This window comes from Streptosporangium sp. CA-115845, assembly GCF_050943795.1.
Taxonomy (GTDB): domain Bacteria; phylum Actinomycetota; class Actinomycetes; order Streptosporangiales; family Streptosporangiaceae; genus Streptosporangium.
In genome coordinates, this window is record NZ_CP191988.1 from 6,757,799 (window position 1) to 6,773,737 (window position 15,939).

General features: G+C 70.8%; 15 protein-coding genes. 11 read left to right on the forward strand and 4 right to left on the reverse strand.

Annotated features, from left to right (window positions below):
* Positions 1 to 254 precede the first annotated feature (254 nt).
* The 4 genes from ACQP0P_RS32380 to ACQP0P_RS32395 all read left to right on the forward strand — a co-directional run bounded on the left by ACQP0P_RS32380 (position 255) and on the right by ACQP0P_RS32395 (position 3,710).
* Positions 255 to 1,937 carry a nitrite/sulfite reductase gene (locus tag ACQP0P_RS32380; protein WP_433362021.1) on the forward strand — a complete coding sequence of 561 codons (1,683 nt, stop codon included), beginning with the start codon at positions 255 to 257 and terminating at the stop codon, positions 1,935 to 1,937.
* 12 nt (positions 1,938 to 1,949) lie between these two features.
* Positions 1,950 to 2,093: an Insertion element protein gene (locus tag ACQP0P_RS32385; protein WP_184616917.1), complete on the forward strand. Its 144-nt coding sequence runs from the start codon at positions 1,950 to 1,952 to the stop codon at positions 2,091 to 2,093.
* Between the two features lie 130 nt (positions 2,094 to 2,223).
* Complete coding sequence (locus ACQP0P_RS32390; protein ID WP_433362025.1) at positions 2,224 to 2,952, forward strand: phosphoadenylyl-sulfate reductase; 729 nt, start codon at positions 2,224 to 2,226, stop codon at positions 2,950 to 2,952.
* Positions 2,949 to 3,710: a sirohydrochlorin chelatase gene (locus ACQP0P_RS32395; protein ID WP_433362028.1), complete on the forward strand. Its 762-nt coding sequence runs from the start codon at positions 2,949 to 2,951 to the stop codon at positions 3,708 to 3,710. Before ACQP0P_RS32390 ends, ACQP0P_RS32395 begins: the two co-directional genes overlap by 4 nt.
* A 67-nt stretch (positions 3,711 to 3,777) precedes the next feature.
* Here ACQP0P_RS32395 and ACQP0P_RS32400 read toward each other — a convergent pair whose 3' ends face one another.
* The 3 genes from ACQP0P_RS32400 to ACQP0P_RS32410 form a co-directional block, all read right to left on the reverse strand.
* On the reverse strand, positions 3,778 to 4,587 hold the full coding sequence (locus ACQP0P_RS32400) for a hypothetical protein (RefSeq protein ID WP_433362030.1): 810 nt from the start codon (positions 4,585 to 4,587) through the stop codon (positions 3,778 to 3,780).
* 1 nt (position 4,588) lies between these two features.
* Positions 4,589 to 5,086, reverse strand: coding sequence for a SigE family RNA polymerase sigma factor (locus ACQP0P_RS32405; RefSeq protein WP_433362033.1), 498 nt, complete (start codon positions 5,084 to 5,086; stop codon positions 4,589 to 4,591).
* Positions 5,087 to 5,546: 460 nt separating this feature from the next.
* Entirely contained in the window at positions 5,547 to 6,290 is a 744-nt protein-coding gene (locus tag ACQP0P_RS32410) for a DUF1707 SHOCT-like domain-containing protein (RefSeq protein WP_433362036.1), read from the reverse strand.
* A 201-nt stretch (positions 6,291 to 6,491) separates the two neighbouring features.
* Between ACQP0P_RS32410 and ACQP0P_RS32415 the strand changes: the two genes are divergently transcribed.
* The 4 genes from ACQP0P_RS32415 (at position 6,492) to glgX (ending at position 12,651) form a co-directional block, all read left to right on the forward strand.
* Positions 6,492 to 7,940: an ankyrin repeat domain-containing protein gene (locus ACQP0P_RS32415; RefSeq protein ID WP_433362039.1), complete on the forward strand. Its 1,449-nt coding sequence runs from the start codon at positions 6,492 to 6,494 to the stop codon at positions 7,938 to 7,940.
* 205 nt (positions 7,941 to 8,145) lie between these two features.
* Positions 8,146 to 9,765 carry an isovaleryl-CoA dehydrogenase gene (locus ACQP0P_RS32420; protein WP_433362042.1) on the forward strand — a complete coding sequence of 540 codons (1,620 nt, stop codon included), beginning with the start codon at positions 8,146 to 8,148 and terminating at the stop codon, positions 9,763 to 9,765.
* Positions 9,766 to 9,866: 101 nt separating this feature from the next.
* Positions 9,867 to 10,295: an OsmC family protein gene (locus ACQP0P_RS32425; protein WP_433362045.1), complete on the forward strand. Its 429-nt coding sequence runs from the start codon at positions 9,867 to 9,869 to the stop codon at positions 10,293 to 10,295.
* Positions 10,296 to 10,521: 226 nt separating this feature from the next.
* Complete coding sequence (gene glgX, locus ACQP0P_RS32430) at positions 10,522 to 12,651, forward strand: glycogen debranching protein GlgX (RefSeq protein ID WP_433362048.1); 2,130 nt, start codon at positions 10,522 to 10,524, stop codon at positions 12,649 to 12,651.
* Positions 12,652 to 12,670: 19 nt separating this feature from the next.
* Here glgX and ACQP0P_RS32435 read toward each other — a convergent pair whose 3' ends face one another.
* Positions 12,671 to 13,075: a hypothetical protein gene (locus ACQP0P_RS32435; RefSeq protein ID WP_433362051.1), complete on the reverse strand. Its 405-nt coding sequence runs from the start codon at positions 13,073 to 13,075 to the stop codon at positions 12,671 to 12,673.
* Between the two features lie 126 nt (positions 13,076 to 13,201).
* Between ACQP0P_RS32435 and ACQP0P_RS32440 the strand changes: the two genes are divergently transcribed.
* The 3 genes from ACQP0P_RS32440 (at position 13,202) to ACQP0P_RS32450 (ending at position 15,899) form a co-directional block, all read left to right on the forward strand.
* Positions 13,202 to 13,939: a pyrimidine reductase family protein gene (locus ACQP0P_RS32440; RefSeq protein ID WP_433362054.1), complete on the forward strand. Its 738-nt coding sequence runs from the start codon at positions 13,202 to 13,204 to the stop codon at positions 13,937 to 13,939.
* Positions 13,940 to 14,005: 66 nt separating this feature from the next.
* The gene (locus tag ACQP0P_RS32445; protein ID WP_433362057.1) at positions 14,006 to 14,377 is read left to right on the forward strand and encodes a hypothetical protein; all 372 of its coding nucleotides are present in this window, start codon (positions 14,006 to 14,008) and stop codon (positions 14,375 to 14,377) included.
* A gap of 82 nt (positions 14,378 to 14,459) precedes the next feature.
* Complete coding sequence (locus tag ACQP0P_RS32450; protein WP_433362060.1) at positions 14,460 to 15,899, forward strand: aldehyde dehydrogenase family protein; 1,440 nt, start codon at positions 14,460 to 14,462, stop codon at positions 15,897 to 15,899.
* Positions 15,900 to 15,939 lie beyond the last annotated feature (40 nt).

The following is a 15,939-nucleotide window of genomic DNA, read 5'->3' on the forward strand; positions in this document are numbered from 1 at the left end:
CCACCAAGGTATCGTCAGAGACATGCCAGCGGACCCGTTGCTCGTCGTGCGACGCCACGTCGACCTTCTGCGTGTCCGCAGTGCCATCTGTTGTGACGTCCGTTAATCGTCGCCCTCTGCTGATTTCACCCAGCTCGGCCGCGTAACAGGCGTTCTTCTCTGAGTAATCGACCCCCGCACTCAACGACGAGGCGGGAGGTGCCGCCCGTGCGCGTCCGGAAATCATCCCATCGAGCCTCAAAAAGGACGCGCACATGACGACCCCGGCCCGGCCGGTCAACCGACACCACAAGCGCCCGCGTGGCGAAGGTCAGTGGGCTCTCGGTTACCGCGAACCGTTGAACAAGAACGAGGAGAACAAGAAGAACGATGACGGACTCAACGTCCGTCAGCGGATCATCGACATCTACTCCAAGCAGGGCTTCGACTCCATCGATCCCTCCGACCTGCGCGGCCGGATGCGCTGGTTCGGTCTCTACACCCAGCGCAAGCCCGGGATCGACGGCGGCAAGACCGCGATCCTGGAGCCGGAGGAGCTCGACGACCGCTACTTCATGCTCCGGGTCAGGATCGACGGCGGCCGGCTCAACCTGGCGCAGCTGCGGGTCATCGCCGACATCTCCAACTTCTACGGCCGGGGCACCGCCGACGTCACCGACCGGCAGAACATCCAGCTCCACTGGATCGAGATCGAGGCCGTCCCGGACATCTGGGAGCGCCTGGAGTCGGTGGGCCTGTCCACCACGGAGGCCTGCGGCGACACCCCGCGCGTCATCCTGGGCTGCCCGCTGGCCGGGATCGACACCGACGAGGTCCTCGACGGCTCCGCACAGATCCAGGAGATCTACGACACCTACATCGGCGACCCCGCCTTCTCCAACCTGCCGCGCAAGTTCAAGTCGGCGGTGAGCGGGTGCCCGGCGCACTGCACCGTGCACGAGATCAACGACGTGGCGTTCGTGGGCGTCGTGAACGACAAGGGCGAGCGGGGTTTCGACCTCTGGGTGGGCGGCGGCCTGTCCACCAACCCGATGCTCGGCAAGCGGCTGGGGGTCTTCCTCACCCCCGAGCAGGTCGCCCCCGCCTACGGCGGCGTGATCGGCATCTTCCGCGACTACGGCTACCGCCGCCTGCGGCACCGGGCCCGGATCAAGTTCCTGATCAACGACTGGGGCGCGGAGAAGTTCAGGGAGATCCTGGAGACGGAGTACCTCGGCCACGCCCTGCCCGACGGCCCCGCGCCCGAGGAGCCGCGCGGCGGCCGCAGGGACCACGTGGGCGTCTTCCCGCAGAAGGACGGCAACTTCTACGTCGGCTTCGCACCGAAGGTCGGCCGCCTCGACGGTGACAGGCTGCACCTGATCGCCGACATCGCCGAGCGGCACGGTTCCAACCGGGTGCACACCACCGTCGAGCAGAAGATGGTCATCCTCGACGTGGCGCCCGACCGGGTCGACAGCCTCGTCGCCGAGCTGGAGGCCGGCGACCTGCAGGTCAACCCCTCCACCTTCCGGCGCCAGACCATGGCGTGCACCGGGATCGAGTTCTGCAAGCTGGCCATCGTCGAGACCAAGGCCACCGCGGCCAACCTGATCGACGAGCTGGAGCAGCGGCTGCCCGATTTCAAGAACCCGCTGACCATCAACGTCAACGGCTGCCCCAACTCCTGCGCGCGCATCCAGGTCGCCGACATCGGCCTGAAGGGCCAGCTCGTCGTCAACGACAAGGGTGAGCAGGTCGAGGGCTTCCAGGTGCACCTGGGCGGCTCGCTGGGCGTCAACCCGGGCTTCGGCCGCAAGGTCCGCGGCCTGAAGACCACCTCCGAGGAGCTTCCCGACTACGTGGAGCGGGTGCTGCGCAACTTCGAGGAGCAGAAGAAGGACGACGAGATCTTCTCCGACTGGGTGCAGCGCGCCGACGACGCGGACCTGAAGTGAACGGCGGAACGGATGAGTGAGCGAGCCGTCCCCTTCCACTGCCCGTACTGCGGCGAGGAGGACCTGGAGCCCTACGAGGGCGACGGCGGCTGGTACTGCCGGTCGTGCGCGCGTGCCTTCAAGTTGAAGTTTCTCGGAATCGGGGTGCGCTCGTGACGCGCGGCGAATCCGACGCGGTCCACGCGAGGGCCGGTAAGGCCCTCGCGAGCCGCACGGTCCAGACGGCGAGTTCCGGCGCGACGAGCGCACCGCTCCGCGGGGCGAATGAGGATTGGGTGAACGAGCGATGACACTGGTGGACATCGAGATCGGGTTACGGCAGCAGCGGAGTGCGTTCGAGCTGCAGGACATCGTCGAGTCGGCCTCCCGGTTCCTGGCGGACGCCTCGGCCCTGGAGATCATCCGCTGGGCGGCGGCGACCTTCGGCGACCGGCTCTGCCTGACCGCCTCCATGGCCGACGCCCTGCTGATCGACCTGGTCAGCCGGGTCAAGCCCGGCGTGGACGTGCTGTTCATCGACACCGGCTACCACTTCGCCGAGACGATCGGCACCCGTGACGCGGTCCAGCAGGTCTACGACGTGAACGTGATCAACGTGAAGCCGTCCCGGACCGTCGCGGAGCAGGAGCGCGACCTGGGTCCGCGCCTGTTCGGACGCAACCCCGACCTCTGCTGCTACCTGCGCAAGGTCGAGCCGCTCAACCGCGCGCTGGAGCCCTACCTCGCCTGGGTCTCCGGCATCCGCCGCGACGAGGCGGCCACCCGCGCCGCTGTCAAGGTCGTGGAGTGGGACGCCAAGCGCCAGATGGTCAAGATCAACCCGATCGCCGGCTGGACGCAGGACGACGTCGACAACTACATGGCCGACAACGGAGTGCTGATCAACCCGCTGCACTACGACAACTACCCCTCGATCGGCTGCGCCCCCTGCACCCGCCAGGTCGCCCCGGGAGAGGACCCGCGCAGCGGTCGCTGGGCCGGCATGGGCAAGACCGAGTGCGGGCTGCACGTATGACGTGGCGCTCCCCCGGCGCCGCTTCCGTGACACCGCTGATCGCGGTGGCGCACGGGTCCCGTGACCCGCGCGCCGCCGCGACCGTGGAGGACCTGCTCGACCTGGTACGGATCGCGCGCCCGGAGCTCCTCGTGCGCACCGCCTACCTCGACCACGCCGCCCCGACGCTCCCCGCGGCGCTGTCGGGACTGACCGAGGCGGTGGTGCTGCCGCTGCTGCTCACCGAGGCCTACCACAGCCGGGTCGACATCCCCGGCGCGCTGGCCGAGGCGACGGCCCGCCGGCCCCTGCTGCGGGTGCACGCGGGCGCCACCCTGGGCCCGCACCCGCTGCTGGTCACCGCGCTGGAGCGGCGTCTGGCCGAGGCGGGGGTGGAGCCCGGCGAGACGGGCACCGCCGTGGTGCTGGTCTCGGCCGGCTCCAGCGACCCACGGGCCAACGCGACGATCGCCCAGGTCGCCGGAGACTGGGCGACGCGGCGCGGCTGGCGGTCGGTGAGCGCCGCCTACGCCTCGGCCGCCGGCCCCACCCCGCAGGAGGCGGTGCTGCGCCTGCGGCGCTCCGGGGCCGCCAGGGTCGTCATCGCCCCCTACCTGCTGGCCCCCGGCCACTTCGCCGACAAGATCCGACGCGAGACGCTGGCCGCGGGCGCCGACGTCGTCGCCGACGTGCTGGGCGCCGCCCCGGAGCTCGCGGCGGTGCTGCTCGAACGCTACGATCGGGCCGCGCACCGACAGCAGGTGCTCGCCACCGCCTGAACCCCACCGTGCCCGGCTCCGCGGCTCAGGGACCCCACGAGGGGGCTGAGGGACCTCACGAGGAGGCTCAGGGCACGCTCGGGGGTGCGGTGGCCTCGCCCTCGCAGCGCAGCAGGACCACCTTCCCGGTTCTCGGGTCCACCTGGCGCACGTTGTCCCGGCAGACGGGGAAGATCACCTCCCGCGCGCTGACCGACCACTTCAGCGGGAAGGGCTTCGCTTCGGTGAGCTGTGCCTGCCAGCCCTCGAAGTAGTCGTCCATCCCTTCGAGCAGCATGTTGATCGTCTTGCCCGTGCCGTCGATCTCGCCGGGCAGTACGGCCGCGGACACGACCCGCTCACCGGCCACCGGACTCTTCTGTTCCTTGATCGCCGTGGCGCTCCGGTCCTCATCGGAGATCACCATGGGGAATCCGTCGGGGCCGGTTCCGCAGAGCTGCCTTCCGGGAGGGCCGTCGTCGATCCAGACGATCGCCCGCCGCAGCGGCCCGGAGCAGTAAACGGTCACCGTCATCGAAGCGCTTCCGGACCCGAGCCGTAGTTCCTCCCGTGTCCCGCCGGTCCCGAAGCTGCGGGTCATGACCTCGCGCGCGGGATACGGTTCTCCCAGTGGCTGTGACACGGTCGGCGGGCCGGCGGACGGCCGGGCCATGACGCCGGTCCAGAGGTCGGCCTCACTCGCCGTACCGCCGCCCAGGGGCACGTTGAGTGCCGCCGCCACGGTGAGGGCGGCCGCGGCCGCGCCGGCCGCGCCCCAGCGGCGGCGCCTGATCGCGCGGACCCGCCGGTGGACGTCGGCGACGGCCACGCCCCCGCTGTGGCCGTCGTCTCCGTCTCCGGTCAGGGTCTCGCGCAGTTCGGATTCGGTGATCGTCATCTCAGCTCCCCGTGGTGATCGCGGCGACGGTCGCGGGATCGACCCGCAGTTTGCGCAGTGCCCGGCTGGCCTGGCTGCGCACGGTCGGCACCGAGCAGCCGAGGATCTCGGCGATCCGCTGGTCGGGCAGGTCTGCGAAGTAACGCAGCACGATCACGGCCCGCTGCCTGCCGGGAAGCCCGGCCAGGACCTGCCTGACCGCCTCCCGGCCGGCCACCGCGTCCTCCGCGGCCTCGTCCGGCGTCTCGGGGAGGTCCGCGCTCGGCACCTCCCCCCGCCACCTGCGCCGCCACCAGCTGGCGTGGGTGTTGGCCAGGATGCGGTAGACGTAGGGGTCCGGATCGTCGCCCACTCTCCGCCAGGCGAGCCACGCCTTGGCCAGGGCCGTCTGCAGCAGGTCCTCCGCCGTGCCCCAGTCGCGGCACAGCAGGTATGCGGTCCGCAGCAGGCGGGCCGAGCGCTGTTCCACGTAGCGCTCGAAGTCGGCCCGGTCTCGCATCAGGGGATCCTTACTGCTCGGTGTATGTCACCGAGTACTACGCTCCGGGTGCCCCGAGGCGTTGCACGCGTCCGGAGACTCGCCCGCCGGAGGCGCGGGGAGAAAACCCGGACGGGGACAGAGGCGGCCGAGCGCACGGCCACGCGGCCCGGAATGGCGCGGTCCGGGTATACGGAGAGTCGCCCAAGGCGCGCTCGGTCGTGCCGCGGCCCGGGAGTGGCACGGGCGACACTTGACGCGCTCTTCGGCATGAATGCCGAAGATTCAGCCTGTACCGCTGACGCGGCACTTCTGCAGCTTCCTGCTTCACCGGCCCGTGCCACCGAAGTGGTCTTACCGAGTCTCCACAGGCTTTCGAGCCTTCCGGCCCGCGCTCCCGCCCGCCCGGCGGTACCTGACGGCGATCACGTCACTACACGCTGTTCCGCCTTGGCGGCGAAACAGCTTTTGGGGGCGGCCGTCAGAGGCCGGGCAGCCGGGGCGGCCTGGGAGGCCGGGGAGGGTGCGCCGAACTCCAGGGCTGGGGGGGCGGGTGGATCTGGTGGGGGCGTGCCTCACCGGGCAGCTCACCGCGCATCTGGTCCCACTGCTCCCGCCAGGCGGCCCACTTCTTCTTGAGGGGCTTGGCCTGCGAGTCTCCGACCACCTTGATGTCCCCCATGAGGACATAGGCCTTGACCCGGACGATCGGCACGTTCGTCCCCGGGGGCGCCTCGATGACCTGGACCTTCTTGTCCCCCATGATGGCGATGCCGTCGAGCTCGACGTCCACGCCGTCCGGGACGATGATCTTCACGTCGCCCATGACCGCGGTGGCCATGATGTCGACCACCCCGGTGCGGACCTCGGCCTGGCGCAGGTCCAGCACGACGTCGCCCATCACGGCGACGGCGCCGAGCGGCTTGTCGATCCGCCATGTGCCGCGCCGCTTGGAACTGCCCATCACCGCCACGAACCAGCGTCGTGCCGCCCCGCCCCGCCCGGCCTCGGCCGCAGGGTAGGCGGGGGCGGGCGCCGGGTGGCCCCCTGGCAGGTCCGAGGTGAGCACGGCCAGCTCACCCTGGGTACGGGCGGTGTAGGCCGCCTCGGTGCGCTCGGTCAGTTCGCCGAGGGTCAGCCGCCCCTCGACGGAGGCGACCCGCAGCCATTCGACGGCGGCCTCTCGCTCGGCGTCCGAGACCCGCATCTCCCCGGGATCATTCATAACTCACAACATATCGCGAGTTGTCTGAATAGAGGATCCCCAGAAGGTAGGAAGAGCGGCGCTTCCGAAGAAGGAGGCCAGACCTGCTGACGCCCCCGTCACCGGACACCGCGTCCACCATACGGCGGCGCGGGGCACCGCGCCGGGCGTCACGACCGGCGTACGGCCTCCTCGCCAAGGCAGGCAATAGGATCCGTAGGCATGTATCGAGAACTCCTGGACGCGGTGACGGGTAACGACGCCGAGCGGGTCGAGCGGCTGCTGCAGAGCGGGACGAGCGCCGACCCCGGCGGTGCGGAAGAGCCCACCGCCCTGTACCTGGCATCGAGCGCGGGGCGCTTGGCCATCGTGCGCGCACTGCTGGCCCACGGAGCCGACCCCAACCGGATCAGCGGCGGACAGGACGCGGGGCTGCCCCTGTGCGCCGCCTCGGCCTGGGACCGCGTCGAGACCGTGGAGGCACTGCTGGCCGCCGGGGCCGAGGTGTCCGGGCGGGAGGCCGACGGGTGGACCGCCGTGCTCTGGGCCGCCGCCAACGGGCGGGCCGACGCCGTCCGTACCCTGCTCGCGGCCGGAGCGGACCCCGAGGACGCCAACGAGGGCGGCGACACCGCGCTCACCCTGGCCACCCGGCGCGGCGCGCTGGGCGTCGTGCGCACGCTGCTGGAGGCCGGCGCCGAGGCCGACCGGCCCGACGGCGACGGCGACACGCCGCTGTCCATCGCCTACGACTGGCTCGGCACCCAGCTGGAGAGCGCGCTCCTTGAGCAGCTCACCGAGCAGGCCCCCGAGGGCTCGCAGTTCGTCGTGGGCCGCAGCCGGGCCACAGACGGCACCGACCTGGTGACCGTCGCGGCGGTGGGCCCGGACGGGACCCGGGTGGCCGAGCTCACCTGCCAGCGCGGGCACGCGGCCGTCGCGACCCTGCTGGAGGACGCGACGGGCGAGCGGCTGCCCTTCGACGAGCTGGTCGAGCGGGCGATGCCCTACCGCGACATCGACGAGGAGGCCGAGACCTGGTGGACCGTGGCGAGCTCGCTGAGCCGGCGCGGCGACGGCGAGACCTTCGACGCGGCGGCGCGGCTGTGCGCGAGCGAGGACCCGCGCAAGCGGGAGTTCGCCGTCGACGTGCTCGCCGAGTTCGGCTTCACCGAGGACGAGAAGCCCTTCCTGGAGGAGGCGCTGCCGATCCTGCGACGGATGGCGGCCACCGAGGGTGACGAGCGGGTGCTGCGCTCGGTGCTCGGCGCGCTCGGTCACCACGCCGACCCGCGCGCCCTGCCCGAGGTGCTGGAGATCATCACCTCCGACGGCTGGAGCCGCAGCCAGGCCGACCCCGCCGCGCTGGCCGCCGTCCTGCCGGCCGGCCACGCCGAGGGGCTCGCGCTGCTCATCTCGATGACCGAGGACCCCGACGCGGAGGTACGCGACTGGGCGACCATGGGCCTGGCGGGTCTGGCGCAGGACAGTGAGCCGATCCGCGACGCGCTCGCCGCCAGGCTCGACGACGAGGATCTGAACACTGTCGCCGAGGCCACCCGCGGCCTGGCCACCCGGGGGGACGCCCGCGCCCAGCGGGGCGCCGACCGCGTGCTCGCCGAGAGCGACGAGGACGACGACTACGTCCGCGACCTGGTCAAGAACCTGTGAACCGCGAGCCGTACGCGCGACTCCCCCCGGCCGGCGCCGGGGCGGAGGACGCGTACGGCGGGAGGCGTTCTCGGAGACCGCCCCCCTCCACGTCCACGCGAAAGTCGGACATAGCACCACAATTAAGTGCGCCAACCCCCCGGAGGGATGTTGAGATAGGCATAGGAGCCGGCGACGGGCCGGATGAGTTCACCGGAGGCCCCACGTGACCCATGACGTCTTCAACCAGGCAGATCCGCTCACCGGGCACGACGTGTCCGCCGACGCCGCCCTCATGGACGGCGTGGACCGGGAGGGCGCGGGATGGGCCACGGGGGAACTGCGCAGGCTCGGCCTTCTCGCCGGTTCCGAGCAGGCCCAGGAGTGGGGACGGCTGGCGAACGAGCATCCGCCCGTGCTGCGCACCCACGACAGGTACGGACGGCGGATCGACGAGGTGGAGTTCCACCCCGCCTGGCACGAGCTGATGACCGTCGCCGTCGGCAACGGCATGCACGCCACCCCGTGGACGAGCGCCAGGCCGGGCGCGCACGTGGCCCGCGCCGCCAAGTTCTATCTCTGGAGCCAGGTCGAGGCGGGGCACGGCTGCCCGATCTCGATGACCTACGCGTCGATCGCCGCGCTGCGCCACAGCCCGGTGCTCGCCGCCGAGTGGGAGCCGCTGCTGGCCTCGCGGAGCTACGACTTCGGGCTGCGCCCGCCGCTGGGCAAGCGCGGCGTGCTCGCCGGGATGGCGATGACCGAGAAGCAGGGCGGCTCCGACGTGCGGGCCGGCACCACCCGCGCCGAGCCGCTGAGCGACGGAAGCTACCTGCTGACCGGGCACAAGTGGTTCAACTCCGCCCCGATGTGCGACGTGTTCCTGGTTCTCGCCCAGGCCCCCGGCGGGCTGTCGTGCTTCCTGCTCCCCCGGATCCTGCCGGACGGCACCCGCAACGCCGTCCAGCTGATGCGGCTGAAGGAGAAGCTGGGCAACCGGTCCAACGCCAGCGCCGAGGTGGAGTACCACGGCGCGACGGCCTACCTGGTGGGCGAGGAGGGCCGGGGCGTGCGGACCATCCTGGAGATGGTCAACATGACCCGGCTGGACTGCGTGATCGGCTCCGCGGCCGGCATGCGGTACGGCGTCACGCAGGCGGTCCACCACGCCAGGCGGCGCGCCGCGTTCGGCAGGAAGCTCGCCGACCAGCCGCTGATGCGCAACGTGCTGGCCGACCTGTCCCTGGAGTCGGAGGCGGCGACCGTCCTGATGACGCGGCTGGCCGGCGCCACCGACCGGGCCATCGCCGGGGACCGGACCGAGGCCGCGCTGCGCCGCACCGCGCTGGCCGTGAGCAAGTACTGGGTCTGCAAGCGCGCTCCGGCGCACGCGGCCGAGGCGCTGGAGTGCCTGGGCGGCAACGGCTACGTCGAGGAGTCGCAGATGCCCCGGCTGTTCCGCGAGTCGCCGCTCAACGGCATCTGGGAGGGCTCGGGGAACGTCGCGGCGCTGGACGTGCTGCGCGCCCTGGGCCGCGAGCCCGAGGCACAGGAGGCGTTCTTCGCCGAGGTCTCGCTCGCCTCCGGCGCCGACCGCCATCTGGACGCCGCCGTCGACCGTCTGCGTAAGTCCCTGGACGACACGACGGACATCGAGGCCCGCGCCCGGCGTGTCGCCGAGGACATGGCCCTGGTGCTGCAGGGGTCGCTGCTCGTACGGCTGGCGCCGACGGCCGTCGCCGACGCCTTCTGCGTCTCCCGGCTGTCCGGCGACGCGGGCCGCGCCTTCGGCACACTCCCCCCCGGCCTGGATCTGGACGTCCTCGTCGAGCGCGCCTCCTACTGACCCGCCCCCGGCGGGCGTTGCGGGGCCGTTCGGGCATCGGCTCCGGGGAGGCGAGTAGGGTCGGTCTTGGTTGACTCTTCATGATCGAAAGGATGATCGCCATGGCGACGACACGTACCGCGACGACCCAGTGGAAGGGCTCGCTGATGGAGGGCGCGGGCAGCGTCTCCCTCGACTCCTCCGGGGTGGGCACGTTCGACGTGTCCTGGCCCTCACGCGCCGAGCAGGCAAACGGCAAGACCTCTCCGGAGGAGCTCATCGCGGCCGCGCACTCCTCGTGCTTCTCGATGGCCCTGTCCCACGGGCTGGCCCAGGCGGGCACCCCGCCGCAGACCGTGGAGACCAAGGCCGACGTGACCTTCCAGCCGGGTGTGGGCATCACCGGGATCGTCATCTCGGTCCGCGCCCAGGTCGACGGCCTGACCGCCGAGCAGTTCCAGGAGGCGGCCGAGAACGCCAAGGCGAACTGCCCGGTGAGCAAGGCCCTCGCGGGCACGACGATCAGCCTCAACGCCGAGCTGCTGAGCTGATCACGGCCGACCGGCCACGATCGGGCTGATCACGGTTGAACCGCTCACCGGGCGGTCACCGCCGGGGTGATCACCACGCCTTCGTGACCATGCGTGTCCCACAGGACACGCATGGTCATGGACGGTGCACCGAAAGACTAGGACAAATCTCCTCAACGCCACCTTAAGGTGACAAGGGCGAGAACACCCTGCACAAGGGGGCCCGACCAGAGGAGAATAGGGGCACATGCGCGAAGTCTGGCCAGGAGAGTCATATCCGCTTGGCGGCACCTGGGACGGGGTGGGCACCAACTTCTCCCTGTTCTCCGAATCCGCCGAACGCGTCGAGCTCTGCCTTTTCGGGGACGACGGGCACGAGGAACGCGTCGAGCTGACCGAGGTCGACGGGTTCGTCTGGCACGGCTACCTCCCGGGGATCATGCCGGGACAGCGGTACGGCTACCGCGTCCACGGTCCCTACAACCCCTCGCAGGGGGACCGGTGCAACCCCTCCAAGCTGCTCCTCGATCCCTACGCCAAGGCCGTCGAGGGCGACCTGACGTGGAACGAGGCGCTCTTCTCCTACCGGTTCACCGATCCCGGCAGCCGCAACGACACCGACACCGCCCCCTTCATGCCGAAGAACGTGGTGGTCAACCCGTTCTTCGAGTGGGGAAACGACAGGCCGCCCCGGACCCCGTACCACCAGACCGTGATCTACGAGGCGCATGTCCGCGGGCTCACCATGCGCCACCCCGCGGTGCCCGCCGAAAAGCGCGGCACCTACGCGGGACTGGGCCATCCCGCGGTCATCGACCACCTGCTGAGCCTGGGTGTCACCGCGGTGGAGCTGATGCCGGTGCACCAGTACGTGCCCGAGCACGCGATGGTCGCCCGGGGCCTGACCAACTACTGGGGCTACAACACGATCGCCTACCTGGCCCCGCACGCCGCCTACTCCTCCTCGGGCCAGCGCGGCGAGCAGGTGCAGGAGTTCAAGGCGATGGTACGGGCGCTGCACGAGGCGGGGATCGAGGTCATCCTCGACGTGGTCTACAACCACACCGCCGAGGGTGACCACATGGGGCCGACGCTGAGCTTCCGCGGCATCGACAACAGGGCGTACTACCGCCTGCACGACGGTGACCGGCGCTACTACCTCGACTACACCGGCTGCGGGAACTCCCTCAACGTCCGCTCGCCGCACGCCCTCCAGCTGATCATGGACTCGCTGCGCTACTGGGTCCTGGAGATGCACGTGGACGGCTTCCGGTTCGACCTGGCCTCCGCCCTCGCCCGCGAACTGCACGACGTCGACCGGCTGAGCGCCTTCTTCGACCTGATCCAGCAGGACCCGGTGATCTCCCAGGTGAAACTGATCGCCGAGCCGTGGGACGTGGGGCCCGGCGGCTACCAGGTCGGTAACTTCCCGCCGCTCTGGATGGAGTGGAACGGCAAGTACCGCGACAGCGTCCGCGACTTCTGGCGCGGCAGCGGGTCCGCGCTGCCCGAGTTCGCCTCCCGGCTGACCGGCTCCGCCGACCTCTACGCCACCTCGGGACGCCGCCCCGTGGCCTCCATCAACTTCGTCACCTGCCACGACGGGTTCACCCTGACCGACCTGGTCTCCTACGACCGCAAGCACAACGAGGCCAACAAGGAGAACAACCGCGACGGCACCGACGACAACCGGTCGTGGAACTGCGGGGTCGAGGGCCCCGCGGAGGACCCGGAGATCGTGAGCCTGCGCAGGCGCCAGCGCCGCAACTTCCTGGTCACCCTGTTCATCTCCCAGGGCGTGCCGATGCTACTGGCCGGTGACGAGTTCGGCCGGACCCAGGGCGGCAACAACAACGCCTACTGCCAGGACAACGAGATCTCCTGGATCGACTGGTCGCTGGCCTCCGGCGAGGCGGACCTCCTCGACTTCGTCAGGAGCCTCTCCAAGCTGCGGCGCGAGCACCCGGTATTCCAGCGGCGCCGCTTCTTCCACGGCCACAAGGCCGACGACGGCACCCGCGACATCGTCTGGCTCACCCCGGCGGGAGAGGAGATGTCGGCGAGCGACTGGCACACCGGCTACGCCAAGTCACTGGCCGTCTTCCTGAACGGCGACGCCATCACCGAGCCGGGTACCCGTGGCGAGCGGATCACGGACGACTCGTTCCTGCTCCTGATCAACGCCCATCACGAGGAGATGATCTTCACCCTCCCCGAGGCGAAGTACGGCAAGCGGTGGCGGCGGGTGCTGGACACCGCCGACGAGGGGACGGAGCTCCTCTCGTCGGCGCAGTCGGCGCAGGAGTCCTGGTCGGCCGAGAGCGCGGTGGAGGTGACCGCCCGCTCGGTGCAGATCCTGCACTGCGAGCGGGCGTAGGGCCGGCCGCTCGCGGCCTTCAGGCCCCTGACGCGATCGCGGCGGTGAGCAGGACGAGCACGAACGTCGCCACGCCGGCCACGCCGTGCAGCACGACCGCGACCGTGGGGAAGCGCTGCTCGGCGCCGCGGGCGTGGCGTCCGCCGCCCAGCCAGCGGGTGAACATGGTGAAGCCCAGCAGCGCGGAGAGCGCGAGGACTCCGAACGACAGCCAGGCGAAGGCCGGCTCCAGGGTGCGTACGTACCCGATCCAGCAGGCCAGGGCGGACACCGCCAGGGCCGGATGGGCGAAGATGAGCAGCGCGGGAAAGCGGGTGACCTTGGTCGCCTGCTGGCGGAGCCCTCCCCCGGAGAGCCACAGGTACAGCAGGTAGATCCCGACCATCGCGGTGATCAACCATGTCACGATCGTGACCAGCCCCACACAGTCCTCCCGTGTCTCCCGGAATGAATCATGTACCGGGAGCCGCCCCCAGTCACCCCAGCCCTCAGATCCAGTATCGAACGCTCCGGGAGAACTCACAGGTCGTTTCCATGCGAAGGTAGGAGAATGCGCCTCATTCACCCCGAGACCTCGGCCGAGGTCGACCTCGTCCGCGCCTACGCCTACCCGGCCGGCCCCTGCCTGCGGATCAACATGGTCGCCAGCGCCGACGGCGGTACCTGGCTGAAGGGACTGTCCGGCGGGCTGTCCGGCAGGGGCGACCGCCAGGTCTTCTGGACGTTGCGCGGGCTGGCCGACGTCGTCGTGGCCGGTGCGGCGACCGTGCGGGCCGAGGGGTACGGCCCGGCACGGCCCAGACCGTCGTGGCAGGGGCTGCGCGAGGGCCGGCCGGCCGCCCCGCCGGTGGCGGTGATCACTCGCGGGCTCGACCTCGACCTGTCGGCCCCCCTGTTCACCGAGGCGGAACCGTACGCCCGGACCATCGTCATCACCTGCGCGGCCGCCCCCAAGGAGCGCCGCGAGGAGGCCGCCAGGTGTGCCGAGGTGATCGTGGCCGGGGGCGAGCGGGTGGATCCGGTGCTGGCGGTGGAGGCGCTCCGCGAGCGCGGCCTGAGCCGGATGCTCTGCGAGGGCGGTCCGAAGACCAACGCCCAGCTGGCCGCCGCGGACCTGGTCGACGAGCTCTGTCTCACGGTGAGCCCGCTGCTGATCGGCGGGGACGCCGCCCGTGCCCTCGACGGCCCTCCCTCGCTCACCCGCCTGCGCCTGGCCCACGTGCTGGAGGACGAGGGGTTTCTCTTCACGCGGTATGTCCGGCGAGACGAGAAGGCCGGAACCCTCTAGCGCCGGAGGTCCCGGCGTTCCATGATTCATGTGGACATACCTCTAAAGAAGCGATATATCTCGACCATGGAACGATCATCCTCCTCCGGTGACGAATTACGCGCCTCGCTCGAGGCCCGCCGGGACCTCGGACCGGAATACGAAGACTCCCTCGTCGAGGGTTTCCTGGAGAAGATGGACCGGGAGATCGACAAGCGGGTGGACGACCGGCTCGCCGCCCGCGCCCGCAAGGAGGGCCCCGCGGTCCGCCCCTCCGTGGACGCCGGGCAGCGGCTGGCACTGGCGATCGTCTCCCTGGCGACCGGGATACCCGCGACGATCGGGCTGGCCTTCTCCGGCCTGGGCGACTCGATCCTCGCGTTCATCCTGATCCTCGTGTGGGTCGGCATCATCAGCGTGAACCTGTCGTTCGCCCTCGCGCGGCGGCGCCAGGGCTGACCGCCGCCTCCCGCTTCCACTTCCTCGTCAAGCAAGCGTACGCTTGGGCAAGTTTCCGGTACGGCTGACGCGGGAGTGATGAGTGGACGAGTACCGCAATCTGATCGGCGGCCGCCTGGTGGCCGCGGCCGACGGCCGCACGCTGGACTCCGTCAACCCCGCCACCGGCGAGGTCTGGGCCCGAGTCCCGGCGAGCGGCCGGGCCGACGCGGAGGCCGCCGTCGCGGCGGCGCGCGCGGCCTTCCCCTCCTGGTCCGCCATGCCCGCACTCGGCCGGGCGCACTTCCTGCGCGGGGTGTCGGAGGTCTTCGCCCGGCACGCCGAGGAACTGGCCAGGATCGAGACCAGGGACAACGGGCGCATCCTGCGGGACACGCTGAAGAAGGACCTGCCCGGCATGACCCACCTGTGGCAGATCGCCGCCGGGCAGGTGCTCGACGCGGTCAAGGGCGAGACGGTGATCCTCGGCCCGGACAGCCTGGGTCTCACCCGTCGCGAGCCGTACGGGGTGGCGCTCTGCGTCATTCCGTGGAACTCCCCCATCTCGACGTTCTCCGCCAAGGCGGCCTACGCGCTGGCCGCGGGGAACACCGTGATCGTCAAGCCCGCCGAGCAGGCCTGCGCCTCGGTGCTGCGCCTCGGCGAACTGCTGGCCGAGGTGCTCCCGCCCGGCGTGCTCAACATCGTCAGCGGCCTCGGTGAGGACGTCGGCGACCCGCTGGTCAGGCACCGCGGGGTCAACAAGATCAGCCTCACCGGCTCCACCCAGACCGGGCAGGCGATCACTCGGGCCTCGGCCGACCACCTCAAGCCGCTGACGTTCGAGCTGGGCGGCAAGTCACCGAACATCGTGTTCTCCGACGCCGACCTGGACGCCGCCGCTCAGGGGGTGACCGTCAACTCGGTCTACACCGGCAACGCCGGACAGGTCTGCGTGGCCGGGTCCCGCATCCTGATCCACCGGCCGGTCTGGGACGAGATGATCGGGCGGATCACCGCCATCGCCTCGCACGTCCGGCTGGGCGACCCGCTCGACATGGCCACCACGATGGGCCCGATCGTCTCGGCCGGGCAGTACGAGCGGGTCGCCTCCTACCTGGAGATCGCCGAGAAGGAGGGCGCCGAGCTGGTGTTCGGCGGCCAGACGGGGGCCGACGTGGTCCCGTCCATGCCCGGCGGCTACTGGGTGGCCCCCACCCTGTTCACCACCTCCGACAACGCGCTGCGCGTCTGCCAGGAAGAGATCTTCGGTCCGGTGGCCGTGGCCATCCCCTTCGACACCGAACAGGAGGCTCTGGCGATCTCCAACGACTCCCCCTACGGGCTCGCCGCCGGCGTGTGGACCCGCGACCTCGGCCGCGCCCACAGGTTCGTCCGCGACCTGCAGAGCGGCACCGTCTGGGTCAACACCTTCCGCCAGATGCCCCCGGGGCTGCCGTTCGGCGGCGTCAAGGACTCCGGGTACGGGCACGACGCCGTGCTGGAGTACACCAGGGAGAAGGCCGCGATCATCCATATCTGACCGGTGAGCCCCGCCGGGCATGCCCCTTACCGGAAACCGA

Coding starts and splice junctions, on each gene's coding strand:
- ACQP0P_RS32410 (WP_433362036.1), bottom strand. CDS start 6,290: ATGAATGATCCCGGGGAGATGCGGGTCTCGGACGCCGAGCGAGAGGCC.
- ACQP0P_RS32395 (WP_433362028.1), top strand. CDS start 2,949: ATGACGTGGCGCTCCCCCGGCGCCGCTTCCGTGACACCGCTGATCGCG.
- ACQP0P_RS32405 (WP_433362033.1), bottom strand. CDS start 5,086: ATGCGAGACCGGGCCGACTTCGAGCGCTACGTGGAACAGCGCTCGGCC.
- ACQP0P_RS32440 (WP_433362054.1), top strand. CDS start 13,202: ATGCGCCTCATTCACCCCGAGACCTCGGCCGAGGTCGACCTCGTCCGC.
- glgX (WP_433362048.1), top strand. CDS start 10,522: ATGCGCGAAGTCTGGCCAGGAGAGTCATATCCGCTTGGCGGCACCTGG.
- ACQP0P_RS32390 (WP_433362025.1), top strand. CDS start 2,224: ATGACACTGGTGGACATCGAGATCGGGTTACGGCAGCAGCGGAGTGCG.
- ACQP0P_RS32380 (WP_433362021.1), top strand. CDS start 255: ATGACGACCCCGGCCCGGCCGGTCAACCGACACCACAAGCGCCCGCGT.
- ACQP0P_RS32400 (WP_433362030.1), bottom strand. CDS start 4,587: ATGACGATCACCGAATCCGAACTGCGCGAGACCCTGACCGGAGACGGA.
- ACQP0P_RS32385 (WP_184616917.1), top strand. CDS start 1,950: ATGAGTGAGCGAGCCGTCCCCTTCCACTGCCCGTACTGCGGCGAGGAG.
- ACQP0P_RS32415 (WP_433362039.1), top strand. CDS start 6,492: ATGTATCGAGAACTCCTGGACGCGGTGACGGGTAACGACGCCGAGCGG.
- ACQP0P_RS32425 (WP_433362045.1), top strand. CDS start 9,867: ATGGCGACGACACGTACCGCGACGACCCAGTGGAAGGGCTCGCTGATG.
- ACQP0P_RS32445 (WP_433362057.1), top strand. CDS start 14,006: ATGGAACGATCATCCTCCTCCGGTGACGAATTACGCGCCTCGCTCGAG.